The sequence below is a fragment of the Shewanella sp. M16 genome, assembly GCF_018224605.1.
In the GTDB taxonomy this organism is placed as follows: domain Bacteria; phylum Pseudomonadota; class Gammaproteobacteria; order Enterobacterales; family Shewanellaceae; genus Shewanella; species Shewanella oncorhynchi.
Genome location: NZ_JAGTUL010000002.1, coordinates 91,595 through 116,011, shown reverse-complemented (window position 1 = coordinate 116,011; position 24,417 = coordinate 91,595). Strand labels below are relative to the sequence as shown.

At 46.0% G+C, this 24,417-nt stretch carries 20 protein-coding genes; 5 read left to right on the top strand and 15 right to left on the bottom strand.

Annotation, left to right across the window (positions count from 1 at the left end; all coding sequences use genetic code 11):
* Positions 1–10 precede the first annotated feature (10 nt).
* Positions 11–943 carry a heme o synthase gene (gene cyoE, locus KFE26_RS01855; protein WP_198572440.1) on the top strand — a complete coding sequence of 311 codons (933 nt, stop codon included), beginning with the start codon at positions 11–13 and terminating at the stop codon, positions 941–943.
* Positions 944–1,054: 111 nt separating this feature from the next.
* Here the strand turns inward: cyoE and KFE26_RS01850 are convergent, their stop codons facing one another.
* The 5 genes from KFE26_RS01850 to KFE26_RS01830 all read right to left on the bottom strand — a co-directional run bounded on the left by KFE26_RS01850 (position 1,055) and on the right by KFE26_RS01830 (position 6,701).
* Entirely contained in the window at positions 1,055–1,579 is a 525-nt protein-coding gene (locus tag KFE26_RS01850) for a protein disulfide oxidoreductase (protein WP_212599485.1), read from the bottom strand.
* A 25-nt stretch (positions 1,580–1,604) separates the two neighbouring features.
* Positions 1,605–2,489 (bottom strand): DsbA family protein, encoded by an 885-nt coding sequence (locus tag KFE26_RS01845; RefSeq protein WP_198572442.1) that lies wholly within the window; start codon positions 2,487–2,489, stop codon positions 1,605–1,607.
* Positions 2,490–2,625: 136 nt separating this feature from the next.
* Positions 2,626–4,737: a protein-disulfide reductase DsbD gene (locus KFE26_RS01840; RefSeq protein ID WP_212599484.1), complete on the bottom strand. Its 2,112-nt coding sequence runs from the start codon at positions 4,735–4,737 to the stop codon at positions 2,626–2,628.
* A gap of 399 nt (positions 4,738–5,136) precedes the next feature.
* Positions 5,137–5,547, bottom strand: a complete 411-nt coding sequence (locus KFE26_RS01835) for a hypothetical protein (protein ID WP_212599483.1) — start codon at positions 5,545–5,547, stop codon at positions 5,137–5,139.
* Between the two features lie 404 nt (positions 5,548–5,951).
* A complete protein-coding gene (locus KFE26_RS01830; protein WP_212599482.1) occupies positions 5,952–6,701 on the bottom strand; it encodes a 3-oxoacyl-ACP reductase family protein in 750 nt (249 codons plus the stop codon).
* Between the two features lie 185 nt (positions 6,702–6,886).
* Here KFE26_RS01830 and KFE26_RS01825 point away from each other — a divergent pair, with 185 nt between their 5' ends.
* Positions 6,887–7,807, top strand: coding sequence for a LysR family transcriptional regulator (locus tag KFE26_RS01825; RefSeq protein WP_212599481.1), 921 nt, complete (start codon positions 6,887–6,889; stop codon positions 7,805–7,807).
* 46 nt (positions 7,808–7,853) lie between these two features.
* Here the strand turns inward: KFE26_RS01825 and KFE26_RS01820 are convergent, their stop codons facing one another.
* Both KFE26_RS01820 and KFE26_RS01815 read right to left on the bottom strand, forming a co-directional pair.
* On the bottom strand, positions 7,854–8,501 hold the full coding sequence (locus KFE26_RS01820) for a CatB-related O-acetyltransferase (RefSeq protein WP_012588864.1): 648 nt from the start codon (positions 8,499–8,501) through the stop codon (positions 7,854–7,856).
* A 228-nt stretch (positions 8,502–8,729) separates the two neighbouring features.
* Positions 8,730–9,476 (bottom strand): class I SAM-dependent methyltransferase, encoded by a 747-nt coding sequence (locus KFE26_RS01815; protein ID WP_107949945.1) that lies wholly within the window; start codon positions 9,474–9,476, stop codon positions 8,730–8,732.
* Positions 9,477–9,742: 266 nt separating this feature from the next.
* Here KFE26_RS01815 and KFE26_RS01810 point away from each other — a divergent pair, with 266 nt between their 5' ends.
* Positions 9,743–12,007 carry a bifunctional diguanylate cyclase/phosphodiesterase gene (locus tag KFE26_RS01810; protein WP_173497835.1) on the top strand — a complete coding sequence of 755 codons (2,265 nt, stop codon included), beginning with the start codon at positions 9,743–9,745 and terminating at the stop codon, positions 12,005–12,007.
* Positions 12,008–12,100: 93 nt separating this feature from the next.
* Complete coding sequence (locus tag KFE26_RS01805; RefSeq protein WP_212599480.1) at positions 12,101–12,946, top strand: 23S rRNA (adenine(2030)-N(6))-methyltransferase RlmJ; 846 nt, start codon at positions 12,101–12,103, stop codon at positions 12,944–12,946.
* 69 nt (positions 12,947–13,015) lie between these two features.
* On the opposite strand, the gene KFE26_RS01800 is transcribed toward KFE26_RS01805, so the two are convergent.
* The 3 genes from KFE26_RS01800 to KFE26_RS01790 are packed head-to-tail and all read right to left on the bottom strand — an operon-like array spanning position 13,016 to position 15,424.
* Positions 13,016–13,771 (bottom strand): lytic transglycosylase domain-containing protein, encoded by a 756-nt coding sequence (locus KFE26_RS01800; RefSeq protein WP_212599479.1) that lies wholly within the window; start codon positions 13,769–13,771, stop codon positions 13,016–13,018.
* Positions 13,771–14,808, bottom strand: a complete 1,038-nt coding sequence (locus KFE26_RS01795; protein ID WP_212599478.1) for a DUF3137 domain-containing protein — start codon at positions 14,806–14,808, stop codon at positions 13,771–13,773. Before KFE26_RS01795 ends, KFE26_RS01800 begins: the two co-directional genes overlap by 1 nt.
* A gap of 49 nt (positions 14,809–14,857) precedes the next feature.
* Positions 14,858–15,424, bottom strand: coding sequence for a LemA family protein (locus KFE26_RS01790; protein WP_105250697.1), 567 nt, complete (start codon positions 15,422–15,424; stop codon positions 14,858–14,860).
* A gap of 559 nt (positions 15,425–15,983) precedes the next feature.
* Here KFE26_RS01790 and KFE26_RS01785 point away from each other — a divergent pair.
* A complete protein-coding gene (locus KFE26_RS01785; protein ID WP_249195560.1) occupies positions 15,984–17,606 on the top strand; it encodes an AbgT family transporter in 1,623 nt (540 codons plus the stop codon).
* A 56-nt stretch (positions 17,607–17,662) separates the two neighbouring features.
* Here the strand turns inward: KFE26_RS01785 and KFE26_RS01780 are convergent, their stop codons facing one another.
* The 5 genes from KFE26_RS01780 to KFE26_RS01760 form a co-directional block, all read right to left on the bottom strand.
* Positions 17,663–17,986: a hypothetical protein gene (locus KFE26_RS01780; RefSeq protein ID WP_168826200.1), complete on the bottom strand. Its 324-nt coding sequence runs from the start codon at positions 17,984–17,986 to the stop codon at positions 17,663–17,665.
* 37 nt (positions 17,987–18,023) lie between these two features.
* A complete protein-coding gene (locus KFE26_RS01775) occupies positions 18,024–18,287 on the bottom strand; it encodes a hypothetical protein (RefSeq protein ID WP_212599477.1) in 264 nt (87 codons plus the stop codon).
* Positions 18,288–18,428: 141 nt separating this feature from the next.
* Complete coding sequence (locus KFE26_RS01770) at positions 18,429–21,563, bottom strand: efflux RND transporter permease subunit (RefSeq protein ID WP_212599476.1); 3,135 nt, start codon at positions 21,561–21,563, stop codon at positions 18,429–18,431.
* Between the two features lie 9 nt (positions 21,564–21,572).
* On the bottom strand, positions 21,573–22,718 hold the full coding sequence (locus KFE26_RS01765) for an efflux RND transporter periplasmic adaptor subunit (RefSeq protein ID WP_105250703.1): 1,146 nt from the start codon (positions 22,716–22,718) through the stop codon (positions 21,573–21,575).
* An 814-nt stretch (positions 22,719–23,532) separates the two neighbouring features.
* Positions 23,533–24,222, bottom strand: coding sequence for a DNA-3-methyladenine glycosylase I (locus tag KFE26_RS01760; RefSeq protein ID WP_131524443.1), 690 nt, complete (start codon positions 24,220–24,222; stop codon positions 23,533–23,535).
* Positions 24,223–24,417: the final 195 nt, after the last annotated feature.

Sequence of the window (24,417 nt, the reverse complement as noted above, 5' to 3'; positions counted from 1 at the left end):
GAAACAGTCTATGCAAACACAAGACAGATTTATGTCACCGCAATGGAAAGCACGCTTCAAAGGGTATGTGCAGGTTACTAAGCCTGGCATCATTTTCGGGAATCTGATTTCCGTTGCTGGCGGTTTTTTATTAGCCGCCAAAGGCGACGTAAATTTGGTCTTGATGCTGGCGAGCTTAGTGGGATTGTCCTTAGTTGTAGCCTCGGGCTGCGCTGTCAATAACTGTATTGACCGTGATATCGACGCCAAGATGCAGCGAACCTGCAAACGCGTGACCGTCACGGGCGAAATTGCCGTGGGTAACGTACTCGCGTTTGGACTCGCCTTAGGCGTGTTGGGCTTTAGCATCTTAGCCTTGTTTACCAATGCATTAGCCCTGCTATTTGCCGTTATTGGTTACATCGTTTATGTGGGGGTTTATAGCCTCTACATGAAACGTAACTCAGTGTATGGCACTTTAGTTGGCAGCTTCTCGGGCGCAGTACCGCCCGTGGTTGGCTATTGCAGTGTGACAGGGCAAATGGACATGGGCGCAGCTATTTTGCTGTTGATGTTCAGTCTATGGCAGATGCCGCATTCCTATGCCATCGCGATTTTCCGTTTTAATGACTATGCGGCAGCCAATATTCCAGTACTGCCGGTTGCAGAAGGCATGACCAAGGCAAAACTGCATATCGTGCTTTATATTGCTGTGTTCGCCTTAGTCAGTGCGCTGTTACCACTCGCGGGTTACACAGGTATCGCCTTTATGGCAGTCACCTGTGCCACTAGCCTGTGGTGGCTTGCCATGGCATTAAAAGGTTATCGCCACGGCATCGACATGCACCGCTGGGCTCGCCAAGTGTTTGGTTTTTCAATCATCACTATTACGGCGCTCAGTGTGACTATGGCGCTCGACTTCCAAGTTGTGAGTCAGGCACCACTACTCACTTTAGTGAGGTAAACCCTAAGCTTTCAGCTAGTAGTCTAGTCCTGAAATAAGTTGATAATACAAAAGCGCTAACCAAGATTAGCGCTTTTTTTCTCTCCTAAAACAGCCCCTGAAGCATCACTTCTAAGTGAACATCATTCGCCACCACATACCGGGTAGGCTAGTAAAGCCTGTCGTATAGTGTTTTAGCTCACCCTCTTTAAAGATCATAATGGTTGGCGTCGCCTGCAATGACCAATCACGGGCAATCTTGCTGTCACTATCGTTAATAGTGTCAAAGCCATAGCCTTGATACTGAAGATATTTTCTCAGTTTCTCATCCTCCCCCGAATTCATGGCAACCGTCACCACGGGGTAATAGGCCGACATTTGATTGACTGCCGGGCTGACAAAATTACACACAAGGCACCAAGTGCCCCAAAAGTATACCAATACCGCCTGATCTTGGCTTAACTTGGCAATATCAAGCGCTTCCCCAGCCAAAGTCGTCCCTTGGAGCTGCGGCAAATTATCCCGCGGGATATCTTTGCCGCGCCAGATGTCCATCACGCTGGTCACGATAAGAGCAATGAGCAGCCAAAGTGCCAGCTGCTTAATCCAGCCCAATATGCGTTTAGATAAAGATGTCGAAACCTGTTCGGCGCTCATATTTTCAGTTTCCTTTGGCGGCATCTTAACTGCTCTTCTGCGTCTTATCTTTAGCGGCAATCGCGGCTTCAAGCTGCTCTTTTAACACTTCGTAAGGCACTAATCCGGGAATAAGCGTATCGGCCACTATCATACTTGGAGTGCCACCTATGCCTAACTCATTCATTAAATTAACATTGTCATCGACCATTTTAGCCACGCGCTCATCTGTGTTGCCAACCCAACGCTCGGTTGCCGTCAGTTTAGCGACCTTAGCGATGGCGGCGGCATCGAGTCCACGCGGACTCGACATCAACATATCCTTCACCTTGAGATACTTTTCAGGCTCGTTTAACCAAACCGTTTGGGCAAAATCGACTGCCATTTTGGAGCCTTCGCCCTGCAGCGGCACCATTTTAACTATGATTTTTAACTGCGGAAATTCTTCAATCAGCTGGTTCAGCGAAGGCTCGATTTTCTTGCAGTATGGGCAGTTAAAATCGGTGAAATACACCATCTCAATCTCAGGTGTCGCAGAGCCCTTCCACGGATCGCTTTTGGTCTCATACATGGCTTTATGATGGGTCACTAGGCTCGTTTGCATGGCGGTATTGGCCCCCTCTTGCTCCCTTGCTTGCCACGCAATAATTGCTTCTCTCATTAGGTCAGGATCATTGATCAAGGCATCTTTAAGAATCGCTCGCACCTCTTGCTGCTGGGCCGCCGATAAACTGCTGTCTTTGGCATAGGCCATGGTGCTCACCGAAGGCAAGGAAACCACCAGCATTGCCATGGCGACACCCGAGACAGCAAACATCTGCAACTTGCGATGTTTGAATAAAGAGCTAAATTTCGACATCTTAGTGCCTCCGATGACTTGAGTATTCTGCATTGATTCAGTGATGTTTTGTGCTTCAATTGTCTGTTTCATAATCGATTTCCATTGTCTTAAGTCAGAGTTATCCCTGACCTGAGTATTTGTTGAGTGCCACTCGACTCGCTATTGAATGAGACTCGCCAGTGATATTGCCGAATGACATGTCCGAGTGAATGGCTGTTCGTTAGCGTTATTTCTCTGCCGCTACGGATGACTTTTCAAGGGACGCTGAGGCCTGCTCAATCGCAGCGAGCACAAGGTCAGTCGATAGAATTTCCGGCAGCTCAATCCCCTGCGGTGCACCCGGGCCGTAAACCACGTTGAATGGCACCCCAAAACGATGATGGCTTTGCAGGTAGTGAGTAATGGGCTCAGAAGGCGTAGTCCAATCGCCCTTCATCGGCAAAATATGCGGCTGTTGCAACAGGCTATAAACAGGGTCTTGCAAGATCACGCCAACTTTATTGGCCTTACAGGTAATGCACCAATCGGCAGTGACATCGACAAATACTGTCTTGCCCTGGGCGACCTGCTGATTAATCAATGCTTGATCCAATGGCGTCCAAGCAAGATCCGCAGGTAAAGGTTTAGCCCACTGGTTCACCGTCATAAAGGCGATGATTGCCGACAGTAAAATACCGATACCTAAGCAGCTCACAATGGCAATCGCGCCATATTTTTTAGCAATAAACACCATAAATATCAGTGTAATAATGCCAGCTAATGGCCACAGGTAGATTGTATCAATGAAGCTGGACAACAGGCTAATGAGCCACAAACTGGTGAGTAGTAACATGCCGGAGAAAAACACTTTGACTGTGTTCATCCAGCGACCGGGTTTAGGGAAATAACCCGCCACTTGCGGAAATGCCGCCACAATCAACCAAGGGAACGCCATACCCACGGCCAACGCAGTGAAGATGGCAAACAAGCTCAGTACATCGGCGCCCAAGGCGAAGGCGACTGCAGTACCCAAAAATGGTGCACTGCACGGCGTCGCCAGTAGCGTCGCAAACATGCCCTGTAAAAAGTGCCCGCTGTTATTATTGCCGCCCGTTGTCGCTAACTTGGTTTGCACGTTAGAGGGTAAGTTAATCTCAAATACACCTAACATATTGAAGGCAAACACTGTGGTCACCAGCGCCATAAAGCCGATAAACCAAGGATTTTGGAACTGCACGCCCCAACCAATCGCTTGACCCGTGAGCTTAAGCATTAAGATAAAGCCAGCCAGTAACCAAAATGAGGCCAATATCCCCAGCGCTGATGCGATGAACTGTTGACGGATTTGATTACGCTTAAGATCAGGCGCAGCAACCACTGAACTGAGCTTCATGCCGAGTACTGGTAACACGCAAGGCATGACGTTTAAGATCAAACCACCGATAAGCGCTAACAAAATCATGCCAAATATCGAGGTGCTTTCTTGGGTAATCACCACAGGCTTAACTTCGGCGCTGTATTCCAACGCCCGCTCGCTATCGGCGACAGTCATGTTCAGCGATTTACCCAAAACTTCAGGCTCGCCCAGCCAACTTTTACCGCTAAAAATACCGACCAATTGCTTGCCGTTAACATCGCTTTCACTCGGTTTTAAGCTCACTAGCTTAAATGTGGTATCTGGCTCGCCATCGATAATCACTGTGGGTTGCTGCCAATTGGCATCATTGAGTCTGACTTCAAGTTGACCTTTGGTGGCATCCCAACCCATTGTCATCGCAGGATTTTGGCCCTCTTGGGTCAACACTTTTTGCGGCACAAGCGACACGGCTTTGTTGTAAGCCAACATGGCATCGGTATCCGCTTGCAGCGCATTAGGCGTGAAGTCGAGACTAATCTGATAATCCGTCAGAACACAGATGGTGGTACAGGTCGACAAGGTCACTTTGCCGCGCAGCTGAGTTGGCGCAGCGATATCATCAACTTTTAGGGTTAATGGAAAGGTAGTATTACCTTTATAACCAAAGGTTTGTAATCCCAATAATGAGAATTCCTCTGGCGCAGGCCATCTCCAATCCACTTGCTGTAGATTGCGTGAGCCATCCCATTTTATCGTCGGTGCGATACCGCCTTCCCCAGGACTGCGCCAATAGGTTTTCCAATCGCCCTCAAGTTGTACTTCAAGCACAGCAGGCAAAGTATTCGTTGCGGTATCAACTTCACCCGTCAGCATAAAACGCACTTTGGCTGGCGGGTGATTATCATTAACCAACCACCCCGTCGATGCGGCCATTAGCGACGGGCTCGTCACTATCAAGGCGAGTATCCAGAATCTGGTTAACATGGATTTTAATGTACTCATTTTGTCCCCAAAATATGCATTAACTGTTTGTTATTCAATTGCATATTAATCTCTTCGATTTATCGTCAGCATTTGCCATTGCAATACTTAAGCGCTGTTAGACCAAGCTAAGTTAAACAAGACTCTGTGATGCTGCGTGCATGCTTACCTTGCTTCTAGGCCATATAAATATAGGCTAACGCTATGTTCTGGTTACCAATATCGTAATGGCTTAAGAAACATCAGCGTGATAGAAGGCTTAAGTTCAAGCAGTCAGATAGGGAGGTGTGATGTGTAAAATTGGATGTTCTGCAGCCGCTTAACTTTCTTTTCTACCGGCAAACTGGCGAGAAAAGTCAAATATTGACTGAGAGAAAGCATGCCTAAACAAACCCACCTATCAAATTGATAAATAAGTTTTTATTCTTGAAAGCGACAATGTGTGAGATGTATTCGCCTAGGTTTAGCTTGATAACCTTGTATGGGTAACAGTGTTATCACGCGGGAGGCGCGGGGAAGTAACGGCAGTAGGAACAGCAGGATAAGAAATGGGATGGTACTCGGAGTGTCGATACAGGTTCGGATCGATTTCTCAGACAATTCACATTTTTTAGGTTCACTTTTGACCAGCTCAGTACCCGCCGCTTGAGCATCGGCGTGGCTAGCCATATTGTTTGAAGCTGAACTGGCGTTTAAAGCTGAGTTGGCGCTAAAACCAGCACCAGAAAAAGACGTAGCCGACATCGCTTGCGCGCTCGACTCCTTGAGCAACAAGTTAAGTATTCCACTATTTTGAGTCAAACAGAACAAGGTCAGAATGGTAAACACCATCACGCCCCATAGGTTGCCTGTTTGCTTAGTCGATAACTTAGAAATTTGGATTTCCCTTCGTCTTATTCTTTGATAATAAAGATAAAAAATGAGTGTCTTTCAACAGATAGCTGAAGATAAGACCGGCGGATTGTAACAATAGTTCATCAACAAGCAAATTATTTTGCCTTGCCTGACTCAAGCCATAGTCCACCATTTCAATAAAACCGCGCTTTGCTGACAGATAATTTGAGTAACAACGACCTAAGTTCTTACCATCATACTCAACGAGTTTTTATGCTCTAACATATTGATTCTGAAATAACTAGCCACAACTTAAGCAAGGCCCGCCAGAGTGACTCTTGTGCAGGCTTATTAATGACTGGAATCAAACTTTTTGCCTAAAAGATAAATACAGACAAAGCTTATGCAGAAAACCCACCATCAATCATCAAACTCGCACCAGTGATATAGCCCGCTTCTGGACCCGCGATAAAGGCGACAAAGCTGGCGATCTCTTCGGCTTTACCATAACGACCCAAGGCGCCCATCGCCTTAACGGGCTCAGATGAATCACCGTTATCAGGGTTCATATCGGTATCCACAGGTCCAGGCTGAATATTGTTCACCGTAATAGCTCGAGGGCCTAAATCCCGCGCGAGTCCTTTGGCTAAACCGACTAAGGCCGATTTACTCATGCCGTAAATCGCACCACCTACAAACGGAATACGCTCAGCGTTCGTGCTACCGATATTGATGATGCGGCCGCCATCATTCATGTGCAGCGCAGCTTCTTGACTGGCCACAAACACACTGCGCACATTAGTGTTAATTGTTCGCTCCCAGTCTTCTAGCGTCAGATTCTCGATGCTATCCCAAATCAGCGTGCCCGCATTATTGACTACTATATCTAATCGACCGAAATGCGCTTTGGTCTCGCGGATGGCACGACGGATCGCCTCCGGCTCTGTGCTGTCGGCCTTAATGGCAATGGCTTGACCACCATGGGTGATAACGTCGTCAACTAGCAATTGTGATTGGGCCTCAGATGACACATAGGTAAAGGCAACCGCTGCGCCGTCACTCGCCAATCTTTTAACGATGGCAGCACCGATACCACGGCTGCCACCTTGTACAAAAGCCACTTTACCTTGCAGATTATTTGACGATTTCATAGTTAGCTCACTCAATAGGGGGTTAAGGTTGATTGTATAGAAAAACCTTTTTAATCAATTACAAAATGACGTTCGCTTGTACGTTAACGCTCATTTTCATACTGTGGTAGTAGCTTACGCGATTCACTTTCCATGATTAAGTCACTAAAATGACCATCACTGAGTCCTTCAAGGAATTAATTGCCGTGATAAATAATCAATTTGTTGAGATACGCCATTTCGTCACTGTTGCCCAGCTCGGCAGTTTTACCTTAGCGGCGCAGGCGTTAGGCATGACAGGTTCGGCGCTCAGTAAAAGCATAGTGCGATTAGAAACCCGCTTAGGCACTAAGCTGCTGCACCGCACCACAAGGCGTGTGAGCTTAACCAATGATGGCGATTCGTATCTCACAGATTGCCAAAATGCCATGGCAATCCTAGACAATGCACAGAGCCGACTCGGCAGCGAACAGCAAATTCCCTCAGGTCGAGTGCGAGTGGATTTACCCGTGACGTTTGGGCGGCGATATATACTGCCAACCCTATTAGCACTGTCGCAAAAATATCCCAAGCTTGAGTTATCCATTACCTTTAACGATAGAGCGACCGATTTGTTTAGTGACGGCATTGATTTGGCGGTGCGTGTCGGACAACTCGGCGACACTGTGGATTTAGTCGCCCGTAGATTAGGAGAACAACGCCGAGTGATCTGCGCATCTCCCGCCTATTTCGCTCGACTTGGCACTCCACAAGGCAAAGAAGATCTCAGCCAGCACCAATGCATTGTCGGCTGGCCGCTTGGGCAGCAACATCGCTGGTTACTTAAAAATGAGGATGGGATCATCGATGCCTATGATATTCCAGTACGCCACGAAATCGCTGATTGCGAAGCCATTTTAGCCGCTACACTGGCGGGAGTAGGTTTAGCGCAAGTGCCAATATGGTTGGTTGAGGACTATCTTAAAACTGGTGAACTTATCTCGGTACTGGACGAACTCGCCAGTGACGACACACCTATCCACCTGATTTGGCTTAAAACCCCTTACCTCCAACCCAAGCTACGGGTGATCATCGAAGAACTGGTCGACTTAGCGAAAGCGCCCAAAAGCAGATTTAAGGCAGGATAAGTAAAAGGCCTCGACTGAGCGCGACCTTTCACTTTGGGACTAACGGTTATTTGCTTTGATGTACGGATTGGTCATAGCGAGTGATCGCTTTGCTGAGCGCGTCAAAATCCGCCGAACACAAATACCGCTTTAAGCTTTCAAACTTTTCGGCAGGCCAATCGTAGATTTTTAACGCCAGTAACTCAGTAATAACGTCTTTATCAAACCGATACTTGATTAATTTCGCGGGTGATCCCGCCACAATACTGTAGGGTTCGATATTTTGGGTGACAACACTATTTGCGGCAACAACCGCACCTTCACCTATCGTCACCCCTGGCATCAACATACATCTCATGCCTAACCAAGCCCCATCACCAATATGAGTATCGCCTTTACCTACATAGGCCTCCTCGATGAAATCCATAAAGGGATATAAACAAAACCAATCCGCTCTATGCGTATGATTTCCGCCCATTAAGATCACAACTTCGGCGGCGATACACACATAGTTCCCGATATAAAGTTTATCGATAGGCCACTTAGGCTCCCACTCACGGCTCACTTCATCACCATGAAGATATCTCACTGCTGATCCCTCAAAGCCAGCATCCCAGCAATCACTGTAATAGCTATGTTGGCCTTTGACTATAATATTGGGATTGGTGACCACCTCGTGCAATAACTGAACTTTTGACCAATGCTTTTTCTGCATTGCAAATCCTCTTTATAAACAAAATTATTAATACGAAACATAATGTTATGAGAAGTTTTACATTAGAATAGTCAGTGAATACGCGGCTGTTTTAGCAGAGGAATGAGTTTCATATAAAAAATCACAAGTGGGTATAAAAAAGAAAATAGCCCATAAAACTGAAATATCGACATGAGCTAAGCCGTTGTCACTGAAAGCATACAATGTTCGCGATGAGAAAAATCTTCGCTATTTCATCGCAGCTTTTACATAGACATCGAAACGGTTTTTCTTGGTTTCAATAACCGTATTAGGCTTAACCCCGTCCAAATCTTCGGCATAGTCAGGGCGCTTAACGACGACACGTTTAGTTGCTAAGGCTAAAGCTGGGGCGAGTAAGCCATCGGCATCTAAATCGGCACCGACTAAGGATTGGAATACACGCATTTCTTTTTTAACAAGGGCCGATTTATCACGGTGGGGGTACATAGGATCGAGGTAAACCACATCCACCTCTTGTGCCAATTTCGATAGTGCTTCTAGGCTAGAACCATGAAATAGGCGCATCCGCTCACGCATCCAATCACCGATTTCAGCATCTTGATAAGCACGGCGTAAGCCATCTTCAAGTAATGCGGCAACCACAGGATGACGTTCAACCATAGTTACAGTGCAACCAAGGCTTGCGAGCACAAACGCATCACGCCCTAAACCCGCAGTGCCATCGACAACACTCGGTGTTACCCCTTGCTTTAATCCCACCGCTTTAGCGATAGATTGGCCGCGACCGCCACCGAACTTACGTCTATGGGCGACGGCGCCAGTCACAAAATCCACCACTATACCATCGAGCTTAGGCTCATCGCGTTTATGCAGTGATAAAGTATCTGATTCAAAACGCAATTCGAAGGTCGCATTCGCATCGTAGACGAGTTGCCAACGTGCACAAATATCCACAAGTGTTGGGTATTGCTGATTGAAAAAAATCGGGGTCACAGGCTGTCTTCTAACCAACGAAAATGATGGCCATTATGCCTAAAAATCTCGTTTATGAATATGCTAGTAAGCAAAACACATCGCTAAGCTCATCACTGTCTTAGCCAATTTGTCTCAGTACGCCCTTAATAATTCAAACAAGCATCACACTGTAATGTACTGATTTATAAAGGCAGAAATCTATTTGTATAACAGTTTAGTGATTTATGTTATATGTTACGTCCCCAGCCAACCTGCATGACTTCCGTACGGGATAAGGACTTTTTTTGCTTCAATGGCTAAAAGGTTTTTTGTTTATCAGGGAGCAAGATTTTTTAAATCCTGACAAAACGATATTAAAAACCAGCTTATTGCGGATTATTCTGCTCAGTGGCGCCATCTTGACCACTAGCATAGTGCTGCATAGCTCTTTAATTGCGTATGAGTTAAACCTCACTTTCATTATCAGCATTACGGTCAGTTTTTTAACCGTACTATTCCTGTCTTTATGGTTTACGCGCAAATATTTACTCGTCAGCTCTATCAGCCTGCTGGCTATGGTTATTGCAGCCTGTTTATCTATGCTGCTGTTTATCCCTGACTTTAACTTATCGCAGGTAGGTATTACTTTCTTATATACCTTGCCCTTGATGGCGCTTTTCTTGTTTGGCAGAAAAGTTGCTTTTATTATGATGTGTTTCAACGTATTGCCTTTTTTACTGCTACTGCGTAACCAAAACCTGCCTCCCATTATCGATATTGATATCAGCCTACCTGCGACCCACGCTTATCTAAACGGTTTGCTGTTTATGTTTTTTAATATCTGTATCCCGTTGTCGGCAATGCGCCTGCTAAAAACCCAGAAAATCCATGCGCAGCAAATGATTCAGCATCAAAATGCACTGCAACATACATTAGATCAATATGCTGAAATCTTTGAAAATAATGGTACAGCCTCTTTCTTCTGCAATGAGGATGGAGTCATTCTCAACCTGAATAATGCCGCGAGGGAAATCGCTGGAGAAGTCACACTAAACCGCACTCGCCTATGTGACATTTTTGAACTTACCGAAGATACCAGCACGAATTTACTGGCGGCCTCGTTTCCAACCCATTTAAAAAACAATAACAGCACTAAATATCTGCTGCAAAAAGCCTCATTACAGCACCATGATACTTTGTTATTTCACTGCCACGATGTCACAGAACAGGCAAACCATGCGATTGAGCTGAGTCGCCTTAAAAAACACCACATCAGCACGCATTTCTATGATTTAGTGACAGGATTACCCAACGAAAATCACTGGTATAACCCAGCGCCAAGCTTGATCCATCAGGAAATGACCGTAGCCTTAATCAAAATTGATAATCTTAGCCAAATTAATGCTGCTTTCGGTATCAGCGTCGGAGATGCCATCCTAAAAGCCTTTGCTATTGAACTCAAAAATCGCTTTGGTCATATCGCAAAAATATACCGATTTAGAGGAGCATCGTTTGCACTCGAGTTTACTAGCCTGCCGCTTATCTCCCCTGAAAACCTAGCGCTACAATTACGCGAGCGTATTCCAACAAACCTACAACTTAAGCAAGAACAACAGACTGAATATCATCTCGAGTGCAGAGTCGGTTGCAGCTCAGGTAATAAAGCCTCACCGCAGCAAGCAGCGGAGCAATGTTTAATTGCCATAAAACAAACCACCCAAGCTAGCCCAGTGATGGTGTATTACATTGGTTTGATTAACAATCTGCTCGAAGCTTCATCGCAAAAAGCCAGAATCCGTGACGCGCTGAAACACAACCGCCTTGAAATGTGGCTGCAACCTAAAGTGATGGCCAATGGCCACATTACTAGCTTTGAAGCGCTAGCCAGAATGTTTGATGAAGACGGCACTATGATCATGCCAAACACTTTTATCCCCATCATAGAGTCATCTCAATTGCAGGCGATTTTTGCGATAAAAGTCTTCAGGCAATTACTACAACTGATACGTTCTTGGCCTAAGAATGTGCCTCTGGTTAGGATAGCCTTTAATTTATCTGGGCAAGATATTCTGTCGGATCGCTTCTTTAAAGTGTTAATCCAAACCTATATGAATCATCCTGAACTCATCCCATTGTTGGAAATTGAAATTACTGAAACCTCTGTATTTTCAACCCATAAAGAAACAGGCCGACGCTTAAACACCTTGGCTCGTATGGGAGTGTCTATCGCCATTGACGATTTTGGTACTGGCCATGCCTCATTAAGCCAGCTCATTGATATCAGTGCCGACACAATTAAAATCGACCGTTACTTTGTCAGTCAAATGGGCATTAGTGAACGCCATACCCAAATTGTTAACGCCGCCATCCTGTTAGCCAAGAGCTTAAAACTCAACGTCATTGCCGAAGGTATCGAAACCGAAGCCCAGTTATTGCAACTCACAGCGCTAGGATGCGAACAATTTCAAGGTTATTTATTCGGTAAACCCGCACCAGCGAATCTCTGGCTGAAAACCTTTCAAATGCAAACCCCCACACATTGGTTTGCCAATAAAAAGAGCGCCAACTGAGGCATTAAATTTACGCCTAGAACCATCGCAGGTATAATTGCCGACTGGCATTTGCCTCTCTTTGCTATGTTTGCAAATAACTAGGATTACCCCATGTTAAGTTACCGCCATGGTTATCACGCTGGCAATTATGCCGATGTGTTGAAACACGCCATCTTGCTACAAACCTTGCAGCTGATGCACAAGAAAGACAAACCACTCGTGTATATCGATACCCACGCAGGTGCGGGTGGTTATGCTTTAAGCGATGAATTTGCACAGAAAACAGGTGAATACCTCGAAGGTGTAGCTAAGCTTTGGGATAAAACTGACTTACCACAATCGCTGCAGGACTATGTCGCCGCCGTGCGCCATTTTAATGAAGAAAATCCAGACGAACTCAACTTCTACCCAGGTTCACCCGCCATTATCGACATGGAGCTAGGGCCTAAAGATCGCATGGTGCTGCACGAGCTGCACAGCACTGATTACGTGTTATTGGATGATTATTTCTGCGAAGACAGACAAGTTAAAGTGATCAAAGGTGATGGCCTAAAAGGCCTTATCGCCGCAGTACCACCATTAGAGCGTCGTGCTCTGGTGCTAGTGGATCCTAGCTACGAGATGAAAACCGACTACCAAGATGTGGCCGAAACCCTGATAAAAGCGCACAAGCGTTTTGCTACAGGTGTGTTTATCCTGTGGTATCCAGTCGTAAATCGTGCTCAGACCGAAGGTATGTTATCGCGCCTCGCCAGCAGTGGCATTAAACGTCAGCTGAGAATTGAACAAGCCATTAAGCCCGATTCAGATGAATTTGGCATGACAGCGGCAGGATTATGGATCATCAATCCACCTTGGCAGTTAGACGAAATCGCAACAGAATTAATGGATTACTTGGGTAAAACACTTGGACAAGTGGACGGTAACATTACCGTAAAATGGGAAGTCGGCGAGTAGTCTTCGACTCGAATGGCGGCGATGATCTCTGGGTTTTCGCCACTTCATTTCAGCTTATCAATGCGGTTGCTAAACGTCCTTCTGCTCGCGGTAACGCTTCAATAAAATTTTCACACGCTCAACATAGGCTTGGGTTTCAGGATAGGGCGGAATGCCATTGTACTGAACCACGGTCGTCGGCCCCGCATTGTAAGCCGCGCAGGCCAATGCGACATCACCATTGAACTGTTTTAGCATTTGTGCCAAATACTTACTGCCACCTAAGATATTCTCTTCAGGCAAAAATGCATTTGCCACACCCATCTCTTTTGCTGTTTCTGGCATCAATTGCATTAATCCCATGGCGCCAGTTCGCGAAAGTGCACGCGCATTAAAGGCTGATTCCGCGTGGATCACAGCGCGGATTAAGGCGGGATCAAGTTGATGCTTATGGGCTGCATGGGAGATCAAGGCATCATAATTAGCGGTAAATAGCCGAATACCATTCCAGTCTATGGTCGAATCGGGACGACAGGCAAAACAGTCATATAACAAAATTTGATACTGGTTATTTGCGGGGGCTTTGTCGGTAAATACGGTGACACCATTAGCTTGTTGGTATTGATAAATTTTGAGTTTTTCTAGACCTTCACTACTCACTATGCCGCTCTGTGAGTACCGCGCCACAATACGCGGCTTAGCTTTTTCGCGCGCCTCCTCAGCATTTGCATTTATCATCAAACTCGATATCAATAATAAGCACAGGCCTAGCCCCTCAAATCTGCAGGGCAATGAAAAGGCTGCAAAAGTCAGTGTACGAGCAAGCGCTGAGCGAATAAGCAACATCAAAGTCCCGTGTACTGATTAAGTTTAAGTACTTCAATAATAGCAAAGAGTTGCTTCATTTCTCGGTTTATCTGACTAAATTCTACTGAAAAGGTCGCGCCATGAAAAATGGACTGCATTTGAAAATGCGTTCTGCGATTCGGTAGGAACAAAGTTAGTTTATTGCGGAAAAATGCACATTGAATATTGCCATCGAAATGTTTGGCAAGCTCCTGTAAGCGCTCCATAAAAGCCGTATTGAGCAAATAGCGTGACTCGATTTGATCCGTTGAAAACACGTCGAACTCTTTTTCAAATTGCGGATCTTCAAGTTTGACTCGTACCAGTCCCGCATGGCTGTCGGACAGGAAATTGGCTAAACCACCGCGATCCCTCAGCACAACAGTATGACCCATAAACGCTTTATGGCTACTCAGCTCAACCACTAAGCCACGAAACTGGGTTTCGGTGCGGGTCACAGTTCTGCGCCTGCTGGTACTGACATCCAGTTCTTCGACTTGTACATTCTTGGTCAGGGTAAGCTCATTGACCGCCAACTCAACGCCCTTATAGCAGCCTTGTATATAGTCACCGAAGCTGACTTTGTCGTATCGCGGCAATACTTTAGCCGCAACGAGTCTATTCATGTCGAGGCGCATTTCGCGGCTATAAATAAAATCATCGCCGAAATATTTAAACATCAGCGGATAAATATCATTTTGAACCAAATGCTTAAACTCACGAGTCGGAGCAAAGCTCCACCAGCATAATCCGACTAAGGCAAGCAATGGCAAAGGCGGGAAATAAGCGCCACCGCTGTAGTAGCCAATAACGGTGAGCAAGCTCAGCCCAAGCACTATCATCAAACTCAAATACAAACGTTTACGCGCCGCCTTAAGGCAAGCCACACGCTTAGTTTCATATTTGCGACTGATGGGCGCGATATGTTCTTCGTAATACGCTTCGAGTTGAGGTAGTTCGTCCAAATCCGCAGACAAACCAACAGGACCTCGATAAGTCCGAATCGGGCTACCTAAAATAAAAGTGATGATACTCATATTGATGTCATAGTATTGCAGGGTGATAACTCACCCTGCACAGCTAAGCTTACAAGTATTCGGCCGCATCAACGGGCGCTTTTGCCGCTTCGCTCACCTCATAGAATGGCATCACTTTAATACTCGCCATAGAAGCGATAATCGAGCCGGGGAAGATTTCTACCGCAGTATTTAGCTCGGAAACTGCCGAGTTGTAAAAACGCCTCGCAGCTGAGATATGCGCTTCGACCTCGTTATAGGTCTGCATCGCCTGCAACATAGTGTTGTCGGACTTGAGCTCAGGATAGTTCTCCACATTCACCATCAAGGTACTCATTTTGTCGTTCAACCGCTCAGCCTGAACTAAATGTTCTTTAACTGCGCTAGGGTCGGCCTTGTTGTAATTATGGCTTAGCAGAGTCCGCAATTCGGTGATTTCAGTGAGCAGTGACTTTTCATGCTCCATAAATCGTTTAGCGATTTTTAGAATGTTAGGCACAAGGTCGGCACGCTTGGTCAGCTGTACATCAATACCCGACAAGGCTTCGAGCGCGGTATTGCGCTTTTTGACTAGGCTGACGTACCAAAGATAGGTCACGATAAAAATCAGCGTTAATCCCAATAACAATTTTTCCATCTTCCATCCTTAGGTTTCTTATTCTTGTTAATAGGATACAGCTAACCATAAATAAGTGAGAATTTCACCTGCGGGCTGATTAAGACAATGAAATTACTCGCTGGTCAGAGCTGGCGATGTCATCTAACGAGCAATCATCAATGAAACTGGCCATATTCAACGATGAAAAGTGATCATCTGCATAAAAAACAGCATTTAACCTATAAATTTATCGATATTCAGCTCCGATACAGCAAACAACGTCTATAGTGATATGGCACAACATTAGAGCATCCAATTTTGCTCGTGAATACTGGACTCCTCGAGAGTCCATTTTTTTATCCTAATTTTCGCCCTCCTCACTTCAACACAGTCAATAGCAACATTTAAGTTTCAATTAAAACTTAACAATCATACTTTGCCGCTAATTTTTTAACTTTTACCTTAGCTTTCACTCCGAGTCTTGCACCTAGAGTTATCCCCTCAGCCACATCATCCACAATCGGCCGTCGGCAATGTCTCGAGTCTGTTATAGGGTCCAAATATTGCGCTGCGTAAAGGTCGACATAAAGGAAGGACGATGAGTTTTAATTCCGGCGATATTCCCCCACAAAAAGCTTCTGAACCCAATCCACAACAGGGCGATATCAGCTCTAGTGGTTGGTTTGTACGTTTTCTCAATATTGTTGAACGCTTAGGCAATCTGCTGCCCCATCCAATCACCTTATTCGCACTGTTCTGTGTTGCAGTGATCATTATTTCAGGTATTGCGGGCTACTTTGGGTTAACCGTAGTCGATCCTAGACCTATTGGCTCACACGGCCGCAGTGCCGACGGTTTAATCCATGTGGTGAGCCTGATGAACGCCGAAGGTTTGCGGATGATAGTCTCGCATCTGGTGACCAACTTTACTGGCTTTACGCCGCTCGGCACTGTGCTCGTGGCGCTACTCGGCGTCGGGATTGCCGAACGCTCTGGCTTATTATCTGCGGCTATGCGTGCTTTAGTCATGGGCGCCTCTAAACGATTAGTCACTGTGACCATAGTATTTGCCGGCATAATGTCCAACACCGCTGCCGAGCTTGGCTATGTGGTACTTATCCCTATGGCGGCGATGATTTTCCACTCCCTTGGCCGCCATCCACTTGCAGGTTTAGCTGCCGCTTTTGCCGGGGTTTCAGGAGGTTATAGCGCTAACTTATTGCTTGGTACTGTCGATCCCTTGCTATCGGGCATTACCGAAGCTGCGGCGCGCATGATAGATCCTCAATACAACGTCGGCCCAGAAGTAAACTGGTACTTCATGTTTGTCTCCACCTTTGTGATCACTTTCCTTGGCGCCTTTGTCACAGAGAAAATCGTCGAACCTAAGTTAGGTCAATACCAAGATGATGATGCAGACGAAACCGTACTGCAATCGATGGAGAGCATCAGTGCTATTGAGAAACGCGGCTTAAAATGGGCTGGGTTATCTATGTTAGTGCTCGCGGTTATTTTAGCGATTTCAGTCGTACCAGAAGGCGCACCGCTGCGCCATCCTGTAACCGGTCTCATCTCAGGTTCGCCATTCCTCAAGGGCATAGTCGCCTTTATCTTTATCTGTTTTGCCATACCGGGCTTTATTTACGGCAAAGTCGTGGGCAGCATCAAAAATGATAAAGATGTCATCAATGCCATGTCCCACAGCATGAGCACTATGGGCATGTATATCGTCCTCGTCTTCTTCGCTGCACAGTTTGTCGCCTTCTTCAACTGGAGTAATTTAGGCGCAGTATTGGCGGTATTAGGTGCCGATGCACTGCAATCCATTGGCTTGACGGGCCCGATCGTATTTTTATTCTTTATTATGCTCTGCGGCATTATCAACTTGATGCTTGGCAGCGCCTCGGCCCAGTGGGCAATTACCGCTCCTATTTTTGTGCCTATGCTGATGCTGGTTGGTTATGCGCCCGAAACGATTCAAGCGGCGTACCGTATTGGGGATTCGGTGACTAACTTAATCACACCTATGATGAGCTACTTTGGTTTGATCTTAGCGGTTGCCTGTCGTTACCAGAAAAACCTAGGGATAGGTACGCTGATCGCCACTATGCTGCCGTACTCGCTCGTGTTTTTCGTGGGTTGGACAGCGTTCTTCTTCCTGTGGGTATTTGGCTTTGGTCTGCCCGTTGGGCCGGGAGCCGCGACTTACTACACGCCTTAACCGCAATAAAAAGGGCGTCGATGATAAAGTCGACGCCCTTTCTTTATTCGATAACTTTACTCGTATAGCCATTCCATTAACAGACTGCAGATCATCAAAAAAATACCTAGATTAAACACATAGGTCTGTAGGGTAGATTTTAATGTCGTGTCCTCAGCTTGCGATACTATCTGGCTCACTGACATAAAAAATAATTGAGGGGCTAGCCCCATGCCCACAAATAACACTGCAGCACCGACACAGCGAGTTAACTCTGGTAGTACAAGCTCCTGCAAGTAAAATGCATAAACGCCATAGGCCAAAAATGCCAGCGCTATGCCATGGCATACCATTCCCACGATAAGTTGCTTAGTGGCAAGATTACCCCACGAAAACACCATGTCACTCCTACACTCAGCTTAACCAGAACTATTGATACTATTGGGCGCGAAGTTTATCTCGCTTACGATTAATCTGCACCCACACAAACCAACCAAATAAAATACCGCCAATGGGATAAATATAGAGCGCTCTTTGCAGTTCCGCCCAAAATGGATCGCCCGAGATAAAATAATGTATTAAGGCGACCACGAGGGACGTCAGCATACCCCAGAACAATACGCCAAAGACCAAACTGACGTACATCTTACCCTTAGCAATGAGTGCATCTAGTTTTTGCAATTCCAACGCAGCATCATCCATGTTTCGTCCTCTTAACTGCCTCAGCGCAATATGCCAGAACTCGCGCACAGTGCCTATCCATCTTTATAACTAACAGCATTAAAATAACAAAAAGCCCTGCAATTGCAGGGCTTTAGTTTAGAAGTTTAGAAACGATCGAGCTTATTCAGCTGAGTTTGGCTTCTGTTCTTTACCTTTCTTCTCGCGCTTACTGAAGAGACGCTCCACTATCACGAAGAATAATGGTACGAAGAAGATCCCTAGGAAAGTCGAGCTCATCATACCGCCGAGTACACCTGTACCAATGGCGTTTTGACTACCAGAGCCTACACCGGTACTGATAGCTAACGGCACAACACCCAGACCAAAGGCTAGAGACGTCATTAAGATGGGGCGAAGACGCACACGCACCGCATGTAAGGTCGCCTCGACTAAGCCTGAACCTTTCTCATAGAACTCTTTAGCGAATTCCACAATCAAGATGGCGTTCTTAGTCGCTAACCCTACTGTGGTTAACAGCCCCACTTGGAAGAACACGTCGTTTGGCAAGCCGCGACCATTCATTGCAATCAAGGCACCGATGATCCCGAGCGGAACCACGAGCACAACTGCAAAGGGTACCGACCAGCTTTCATAGAGTGCTGCCAATACTAAGAAGACCACTAAGATTGACAGAGCATACAGCGCTGGTGCTTGGTTACCCGATAGACGTTCTTCATACGATAGACCGTTCCACGCGACACCAAAACCAGGAGGAAGCTGCTTGGCTAAGTCTTCCATAATTGTCATAGCTGCACCGGTACTGAAACCAGGAGCCGTGGCACCCTGAATGTTCATCGATGGTAAGCCGTTAAAGCGTTCTAAACGTGGAGAACCGTATTCCCATGCACCAGTGGCAAACGCAGAGAATGGCACCATGTCACCCTTGTTATTGCGCACGTACCAAGAATCTAAATCTCCCGGTTGCATACGATACTGGGCATCACCTTGCACATATACTTTCTTCACGCGGCCGCGGTCAATAAAGTCATTCACATAAGAACCACCCCAAGCCGTTGCAAGCACATTGTTCACATTAGTGATTTCAATGCCTAACGCGCTCAACTTAGCGTGATCTACATGTAATTGATAAATTGGCGCATCTTCTTGACCGTTTGGACGCACACCCACCAGATTTGGATTCTGTGCCGCCATACCAAGCAGTTGATTACGTGCCGCCACTAACTTCTCGTGGCCTTGGCCGTTCTTATCCTGCAGGTACATGTCGAAACCGTTCGCCGTCCCCAACTCGATTACCGCAGGCGGTACGAAGGCAAATACTAAGGCATCTTTCATCTGACCGAACACACCCATAGCGCGACCAGCAATAGACTTCACATCCATACTAGACGCTTCACGCTCAGACCAATCCTTCAAACCAACGAAGGCGATACCCATGTTTTGCCCTTGACCCGCAAAACTGAAGCCCGCCACGCTAAACACCGATCTCACTCCCTCCTCAGCCATAAAGTGATCAGACACTTTCTCCAATACTTTTAAGGTGCTTTCTTGAGTTGAGTTAGTCGGCAAAATGGCTTGCGTGAACAAAATACCTTGGTCTTCATCTGGTAAGAACGCCGTAGGCATACGGATAAAGATCCAACCCACTGCAATAACCAGCACAACGTAAATCGCCATCACTCTAAAGCCGCGCTTGATGATCCCAGCAACGCTCGACTCATAACGATTAGTCAGTTTATCGAAACTACGGTTAAACCAACCAAAGAAGCCAGTTTCGATATGAGCATGGCCCTTCTTAATCGGTTTGAGCATAGTCGCACAAAGTGCAGGAGTTAAAATCAAAGCAACTAGAACAGACAACGCCATCGCAGATACGATAGTGATAGAGAACTGACGATAAATAACCCCCGTTGAACCTGACATAAATGCCATAGGGACAAACACTGCGGAGAGGGTCAGACCGATACCGACTAAAGCACCGGTAATTTGATCCATCGACTTACGCGTCGCTTCCAGTGGACTTAAGCCCTCCTCGGCCATTACCCGCTCGACGTTTTCCACCACCACAATCGCATCGTCCACCAGCAAACCAATGGCGAGCACCATAGCAAACATGGTTAAAGTGTTAATCGAGAAACCCGCTAACGACAGAATCGCAAAGGTTCCCAGCAATACCACAGGTACTGCAATAGTCGGGATCAAAGTTGCGCGGAAATTTTGCAAGAAGAGGTACATGATGATGAACACTAGTACAATAGCTTCAAGCAAGGTATGTACTACACCTTCTATCGATTTTTCAACGAAAGGCGTTGTATCGTATGGATAAACAACTTCTAGCCCTTGCGGGAAGAAAGGTTTCATCTCAGCAATTTTTTCACGAACAGCTTCAGCAGTATCAAGCGCGTTAGCACCCGTTGCCAGCTTAATCGCTAACCCTGTCGCAGGTTGACCGTTATACAGTGACACCACAGCATAACTTTCAGAACCTAATTCAACCCGTGCCACATCACTTAGGAAGACGTTTGCGCCTGAAATATCCGATTTAAGGATAATTTTGCGGAACTCTTCTGCCGTTTGTAAGCGGCTTTGAGCCGATACCGTTGCGTTCAACTCTTGGCCTGCCACAGAGGGCGCGCCACCTAGCTGTCCAGCTGAAACTTGAGCGTTTTGAGAACGAATCGCAGCGATAACGTCTAAACTGGTCAAGTTGTATTGAGTCAATTTCAACGGATCTAGCCATATACGCATCGCATATTGGGCACCAAACAGCTGAATTTCACCTACGCCAGGTACGCGACTCATAGGATCTTGAATGTTCGCACCAACATAGTCGGCGATATCGCCTTTATCTAACGAACCATCGGTCGATACGAAGCCTAATACCATTAAGAAGCCTGAACTCGACTTGTTAACGTTAACCCCTTGCGCCTGCACCTCTTGCGGTAACAGGGTCATAGCGCCCTGTAACTTGTTCTGCACTTGAACCTGTGCAATATCCGGATCGGCTTCAGCGTTAAAGGTTAAAGTGATCTCAGCATTACCAAAACTGTCACTGGCTGAGGCGATATAACGGAGGTGATCGATACCCGTCATACGTTGCTCAATCACCTGAGTCACAGAATCTTCAACAATCTTAGCGGAAGCGCCAGGATAGTTAGCACTGATCACCACGGTCGGTGGTGCAATGTTAGGATATTGGGACACTGGCAGCGAGCGGATCGAAAGGATCCCCGCCAGCATAATAATCAAGGAGATCACCCACGCAAAGATGGGGCGATCAATAAAAAAACGTGCCATAGCTATGCCCTATTGTGCTTGCGTTTCAGAAATAACTTTGGTGGTTACTGGAGCGCCGGGACGAACTTTCTGTAATCCTTCCACAATCAACTTGTCGCCCACAGTTAAACCAGAAGTGACTCGCCATTGGTTGTTAATCACTTCTGCGGTCGTCACTGTTTTCGCTTCGACTAAACCTTGGTCATTCACCACCATAGCCACAGCTTCACCCTTAGAGTTACGCGTAATCGCTTTTTGTGGAACCAAGATAGCCTGTGGATCAGTGCCCGCATTTAACATAGCGCGAACATACATGCCAGGTAACAAGATACCTTCAGGGTTAGGGAATTCTGCGCGCAGAATAACTGAGCCAGTGTTTGGATCCACGCTCACTTCAGCGAACTGCAACTTACCCGGATGACTATATTGAGTGCCATCTTCAAGCAATAATTTCACGTCTGCATTTTCTGAAGCTTGTAGCTTACCTTGCTGCAACTTAGCTTTAAGACGTAACAACTGAGCACTCGATTGCGCGATATCCACATTGATAGGATCAAGTTGTTGAATCGTCGCCAGCGTTTGGCTCTGGTTGGCAGTGACTAACGCACCCGCAGTCACACTCGATTTACCGATACGACCAGAGATAGGCGCTAATACTTCAGTATATTGCAAGTTGATTTTAGCGGTGTTAATCGCAGCTTCAGCCACGGTTACATTTGCCAATGCTTCTTTATATGCCGCTTCAGCTTCATCGAACTCTTGCTTACTGATGGCGTTGGTTTTTACCAATTGCTGATAACGTGCCGCCTTAGCTTTTGCTGAGGCTAAGCCCGCATTCGCTCTGGCTAAATCAGCATTGGCACTCACTAAAGCAGCTTTATAAGTTGAAGAATCAATCTGATACAGAGATTCACCCTGTTTCACATTGCCACCTTCAACAAAACTACGCTTAGTAATAATACCGTTAACCTGTGGACGAACTTCAGCCTCGAGGAAAGCTTTACTGCGTCCTGGTAATTCCACCTGAATCACTTGTGGCTGGGCAACAACATTAAGGATTCCCACTTCCATACTACGTGGACCAGCACCCGCCTGAGCGCTCTCTTCTTGAGGGCTGCAAGCTGCCATCCATAACGCCACGCTTATAACTGAGGCAAGTTTAATTGTCTGCCGCATGAGAACTCCTTCAAATATTAACTGCCCACATACCAGTACACTTATTGCGCTGACACGAGCCGTAATTGTAACTAAAATCAAATCCGTTATTTATCTCATAGCCTATATGAATCAACAAGGAAGATAACGAAACTAAATTGTAAACTAATGAAAATTTTCACTCATTCAGCATTACTATATTCATCGAATTGTTATTCGATTTAAAAAATCGGTTAACTTTGAGTGGCATTGTTAGGGGGATATGCCGTAAAACACCCAATAAGCCTACTCCATATTGAATATGTTGCAAATCTGTTCATATTCTAGACTTGCGGCAGGCCAAGGCCCACAGCTCAATGACGTTAGCTTAACCGTCACTTGTTGCAATAATTTGTACATAGAGACGAAAACGCAGCGCGCTTGTTTTTACTCAGGCCACTCTCAGCATCAAGTCGTTAAAAACGACCCTATCAAGACTGACAATACCGAAAGAGAGTAAGCAAAGAGCTGGCTTCAGACTGCTTGTGCGTAAAAACATGAATACATCCGATAGCGGATTGCTGTGCAGTTTATTACATCTACTATTTGTGCACGGCTAAAATGCAGCGCCAGCGTTATGAGGTAACGCCACACAATTAAACAGTCACAAATAATAGCTAGCGGGCTATTTTAGTGGTTACCCCAAAACGGAGCAAACCCGAAATTCAGATTAATACCCCATTAAATGAAACTCAGACTCCCACAAATAATGCTTCTGTAATGAAAAATCTTGCTAGCAAAGCAATATTTGTCTATTAAAACTAATTTGTTCATCTTCAATCACAACTTAACAGGACTAAATTCGATTATCGCCCACGCTGCAAGCCAAAATACGGCTGATATCAGCCAAACAACGACCCGACTCCTGTTGCCACTGATTAAATACGGCTTGCACTTGTTTAAGCGCCGTTTGTGATGAAAAACCCGTATCGACTAACTTATGTGCTTTAAAATAGCCTTGTACATCATCGGTTAACAAAAAAGTATCTTTGCCAATACCGCGCAGAAAATAGGGGCCCGTATTGCCGCCCAGTCGGGTACCGCGTTTCTTTAAAAATGCCCACAACCCGATAATATCCTGCGTCGGCCAAGCGGCGATCAGCTGCGCCAAGCTGCCATGTTCGCGAGCAACATCGTGGATCATCAGAGCATTATCATAAATGGCTTGAGTCTTTTTAAGATGGCGAATCAAGGTCGCATCACTTGCCCGCGCTTGAATTTGCTCAGGCGATAACATTAATACTTTATGCGGTTCGAACCCAAAGAAAGACTTCTCATACTCGGGCCATTTGTTAACAACCACCCGCCATACAAAACCACTTTGAAACACCTGACGGCTCATCGCCGACAATAATTCAGCATCCCGATATTGGCGAATTTCATCATCAGACAGGCAACCAGACAATAAGGCTTCGAGTCCAGCAGGTCCGCCTTTGCGCTCACTGGCTCTGGCATAAATAGATGAAAAACGCTCTAACTGGCTCATATTATTACCTTTAAAATGATTAAATCCCGACACTTTCTATATGGGCTCATAATACCGATTTTTATCCCTGATGGATCACTTGGCTTTGCCAAGAAAAATTGTGTTTATTCCAGCATTTTTTAAAAAAACTCTTACAGCAAGCGCTTCAATTACGACTAAAGTTAAAACGTAAAGTCCGTAAAAGACTGGGTTTGG

What these genes read in the sequence shown, in the direction of transcription:
- KFE26_RS01830 (WP_212599482.1), bottom strand. Translation starts at nt 6,701, where the DNA reads ATGAAATCGTCAAATAATCTGCAAGGTAAAGTGGCTTTTGTACAAGGT.
- KFE26_RS01835 (WP_212599483.1), bottom strand. Translation starts at nt 5,547, where the DNA reads ATGGTGTTTACCATTCTGACCTTGTTCTGTTTGACTCAAAATAGTGGA.
- KFE26_RS01840 (WP_212599484.1), bottom strand. Translation starts at nt 4,737, where the DNA reads ATGAGTACATTAAAATCCATGTTAACCAGATTCTGGATACTCGCCTTG.
- KFE26_RS01850 (WP_212599485.1), bottom strand. Translation starts at nt 1,579, where the DNA reads ATGAGCGCCGAACAGGTTTCGACATCTTTATCTAAACGCATATTGGGC.
- KFE26_RS01845 (WP_198572442.1), bottom strand. Translation starts at nt 2,489, where the DNA reads ATGAAACAGACAATTGAAGCACAAAACATCACTGAATCAATGCAGAAT.
- KFE26_RS01775 (WP_212599477.1), bottom strand. Translation starts at nt 18,287, where the DNA reads ATGGATGATGCTGCGTTGGAATTGCAAAAACTAGATGCACTCATTGCT.
- KFE26_RS01765 (WP_105250703.1), bottom strand. Translation starts at nt 22,718, where the DNA reads ATGCGGCAGACAATTAAACTTGCCTCAGTTATAAGCGTGGCGTTATGG.
- KFE26_RS01780 (WP_168826200.1), bottom strand. Translation starts at nt 17,986, where the DNA reads ATGGTGTTTTCGTGGGGTAATCTTGCCACTAAGCAACTTATCGTGGGA.
- KFE26_RS01820 (WP_012588864.1), bottom strand. Translation starts at nt 8,501, where the DNA reads ATGCAGAAAAAGCATTGGTCAAAAGTTCAGTTATTGCACGAGGTGGTC.
- cyoE (WP_198572440.1), top strand. Translation starts at nt 11, where the DNA reads ATGCAAACACAAGACAGATTTATGTCACCGCAATGGAAAGCACGCTTC.
- KFE26_RS01795 (WP_212599478.1), bottom strand. Translation starts at nt 14,808, where the DNA reads ATGAGTATCATCACTTTTATTTTAGGTAGCCCGATTCGGACTTATCGA.
- KFE26_RS01800 (WP_212599479.1), bottom strand. Translation starts at nt 13,771, where the DNA reads ATGTTGCTTATTCGCTCAGCGCTTGCTCGTACACTGACTTTTGCAGCC.
- KFE26_RS01770 (WP_212599476.1), bottom strand. Translation starts at nt 21,563, where the DNA reads ATGGCACGTTTTTTTATTGATCGCCCCATCTTTGCGTGGGTGATCTCC.
- KFE26_RS01805 (WP_212599480.1), top strand. Translation starts at nt 12,101, where the DNA reads ATGTTAAGTTACCGCCATGGTTATCACGCTGGCAATTATGCCGATGTG.
- KFE26_RS01785 (WP_249195560.1), top strand. Translation starts at nt 15,984, where the DNA reads ATGAGTTTTAATTCCGGCGATATTCCCCCACAAAAAGCTTCTGAACCC.
- KFE26_RS01760 (WP_131524443.1), bottom strand. Translation starts at nt 24,222, where the DNA reads ATGAGCCAGTTAGAGCGTTTTTCATCTATTTATGCCAGAGCCAGTGAG.
- KFE26_RS01790 (WP_105250697.1), bottom strand. Translation starts at nt 15,424, where the DNA reads ATGGAAAAATTGTTATTGGGATTAACGCTGATTTTTATCGTGACCTAT.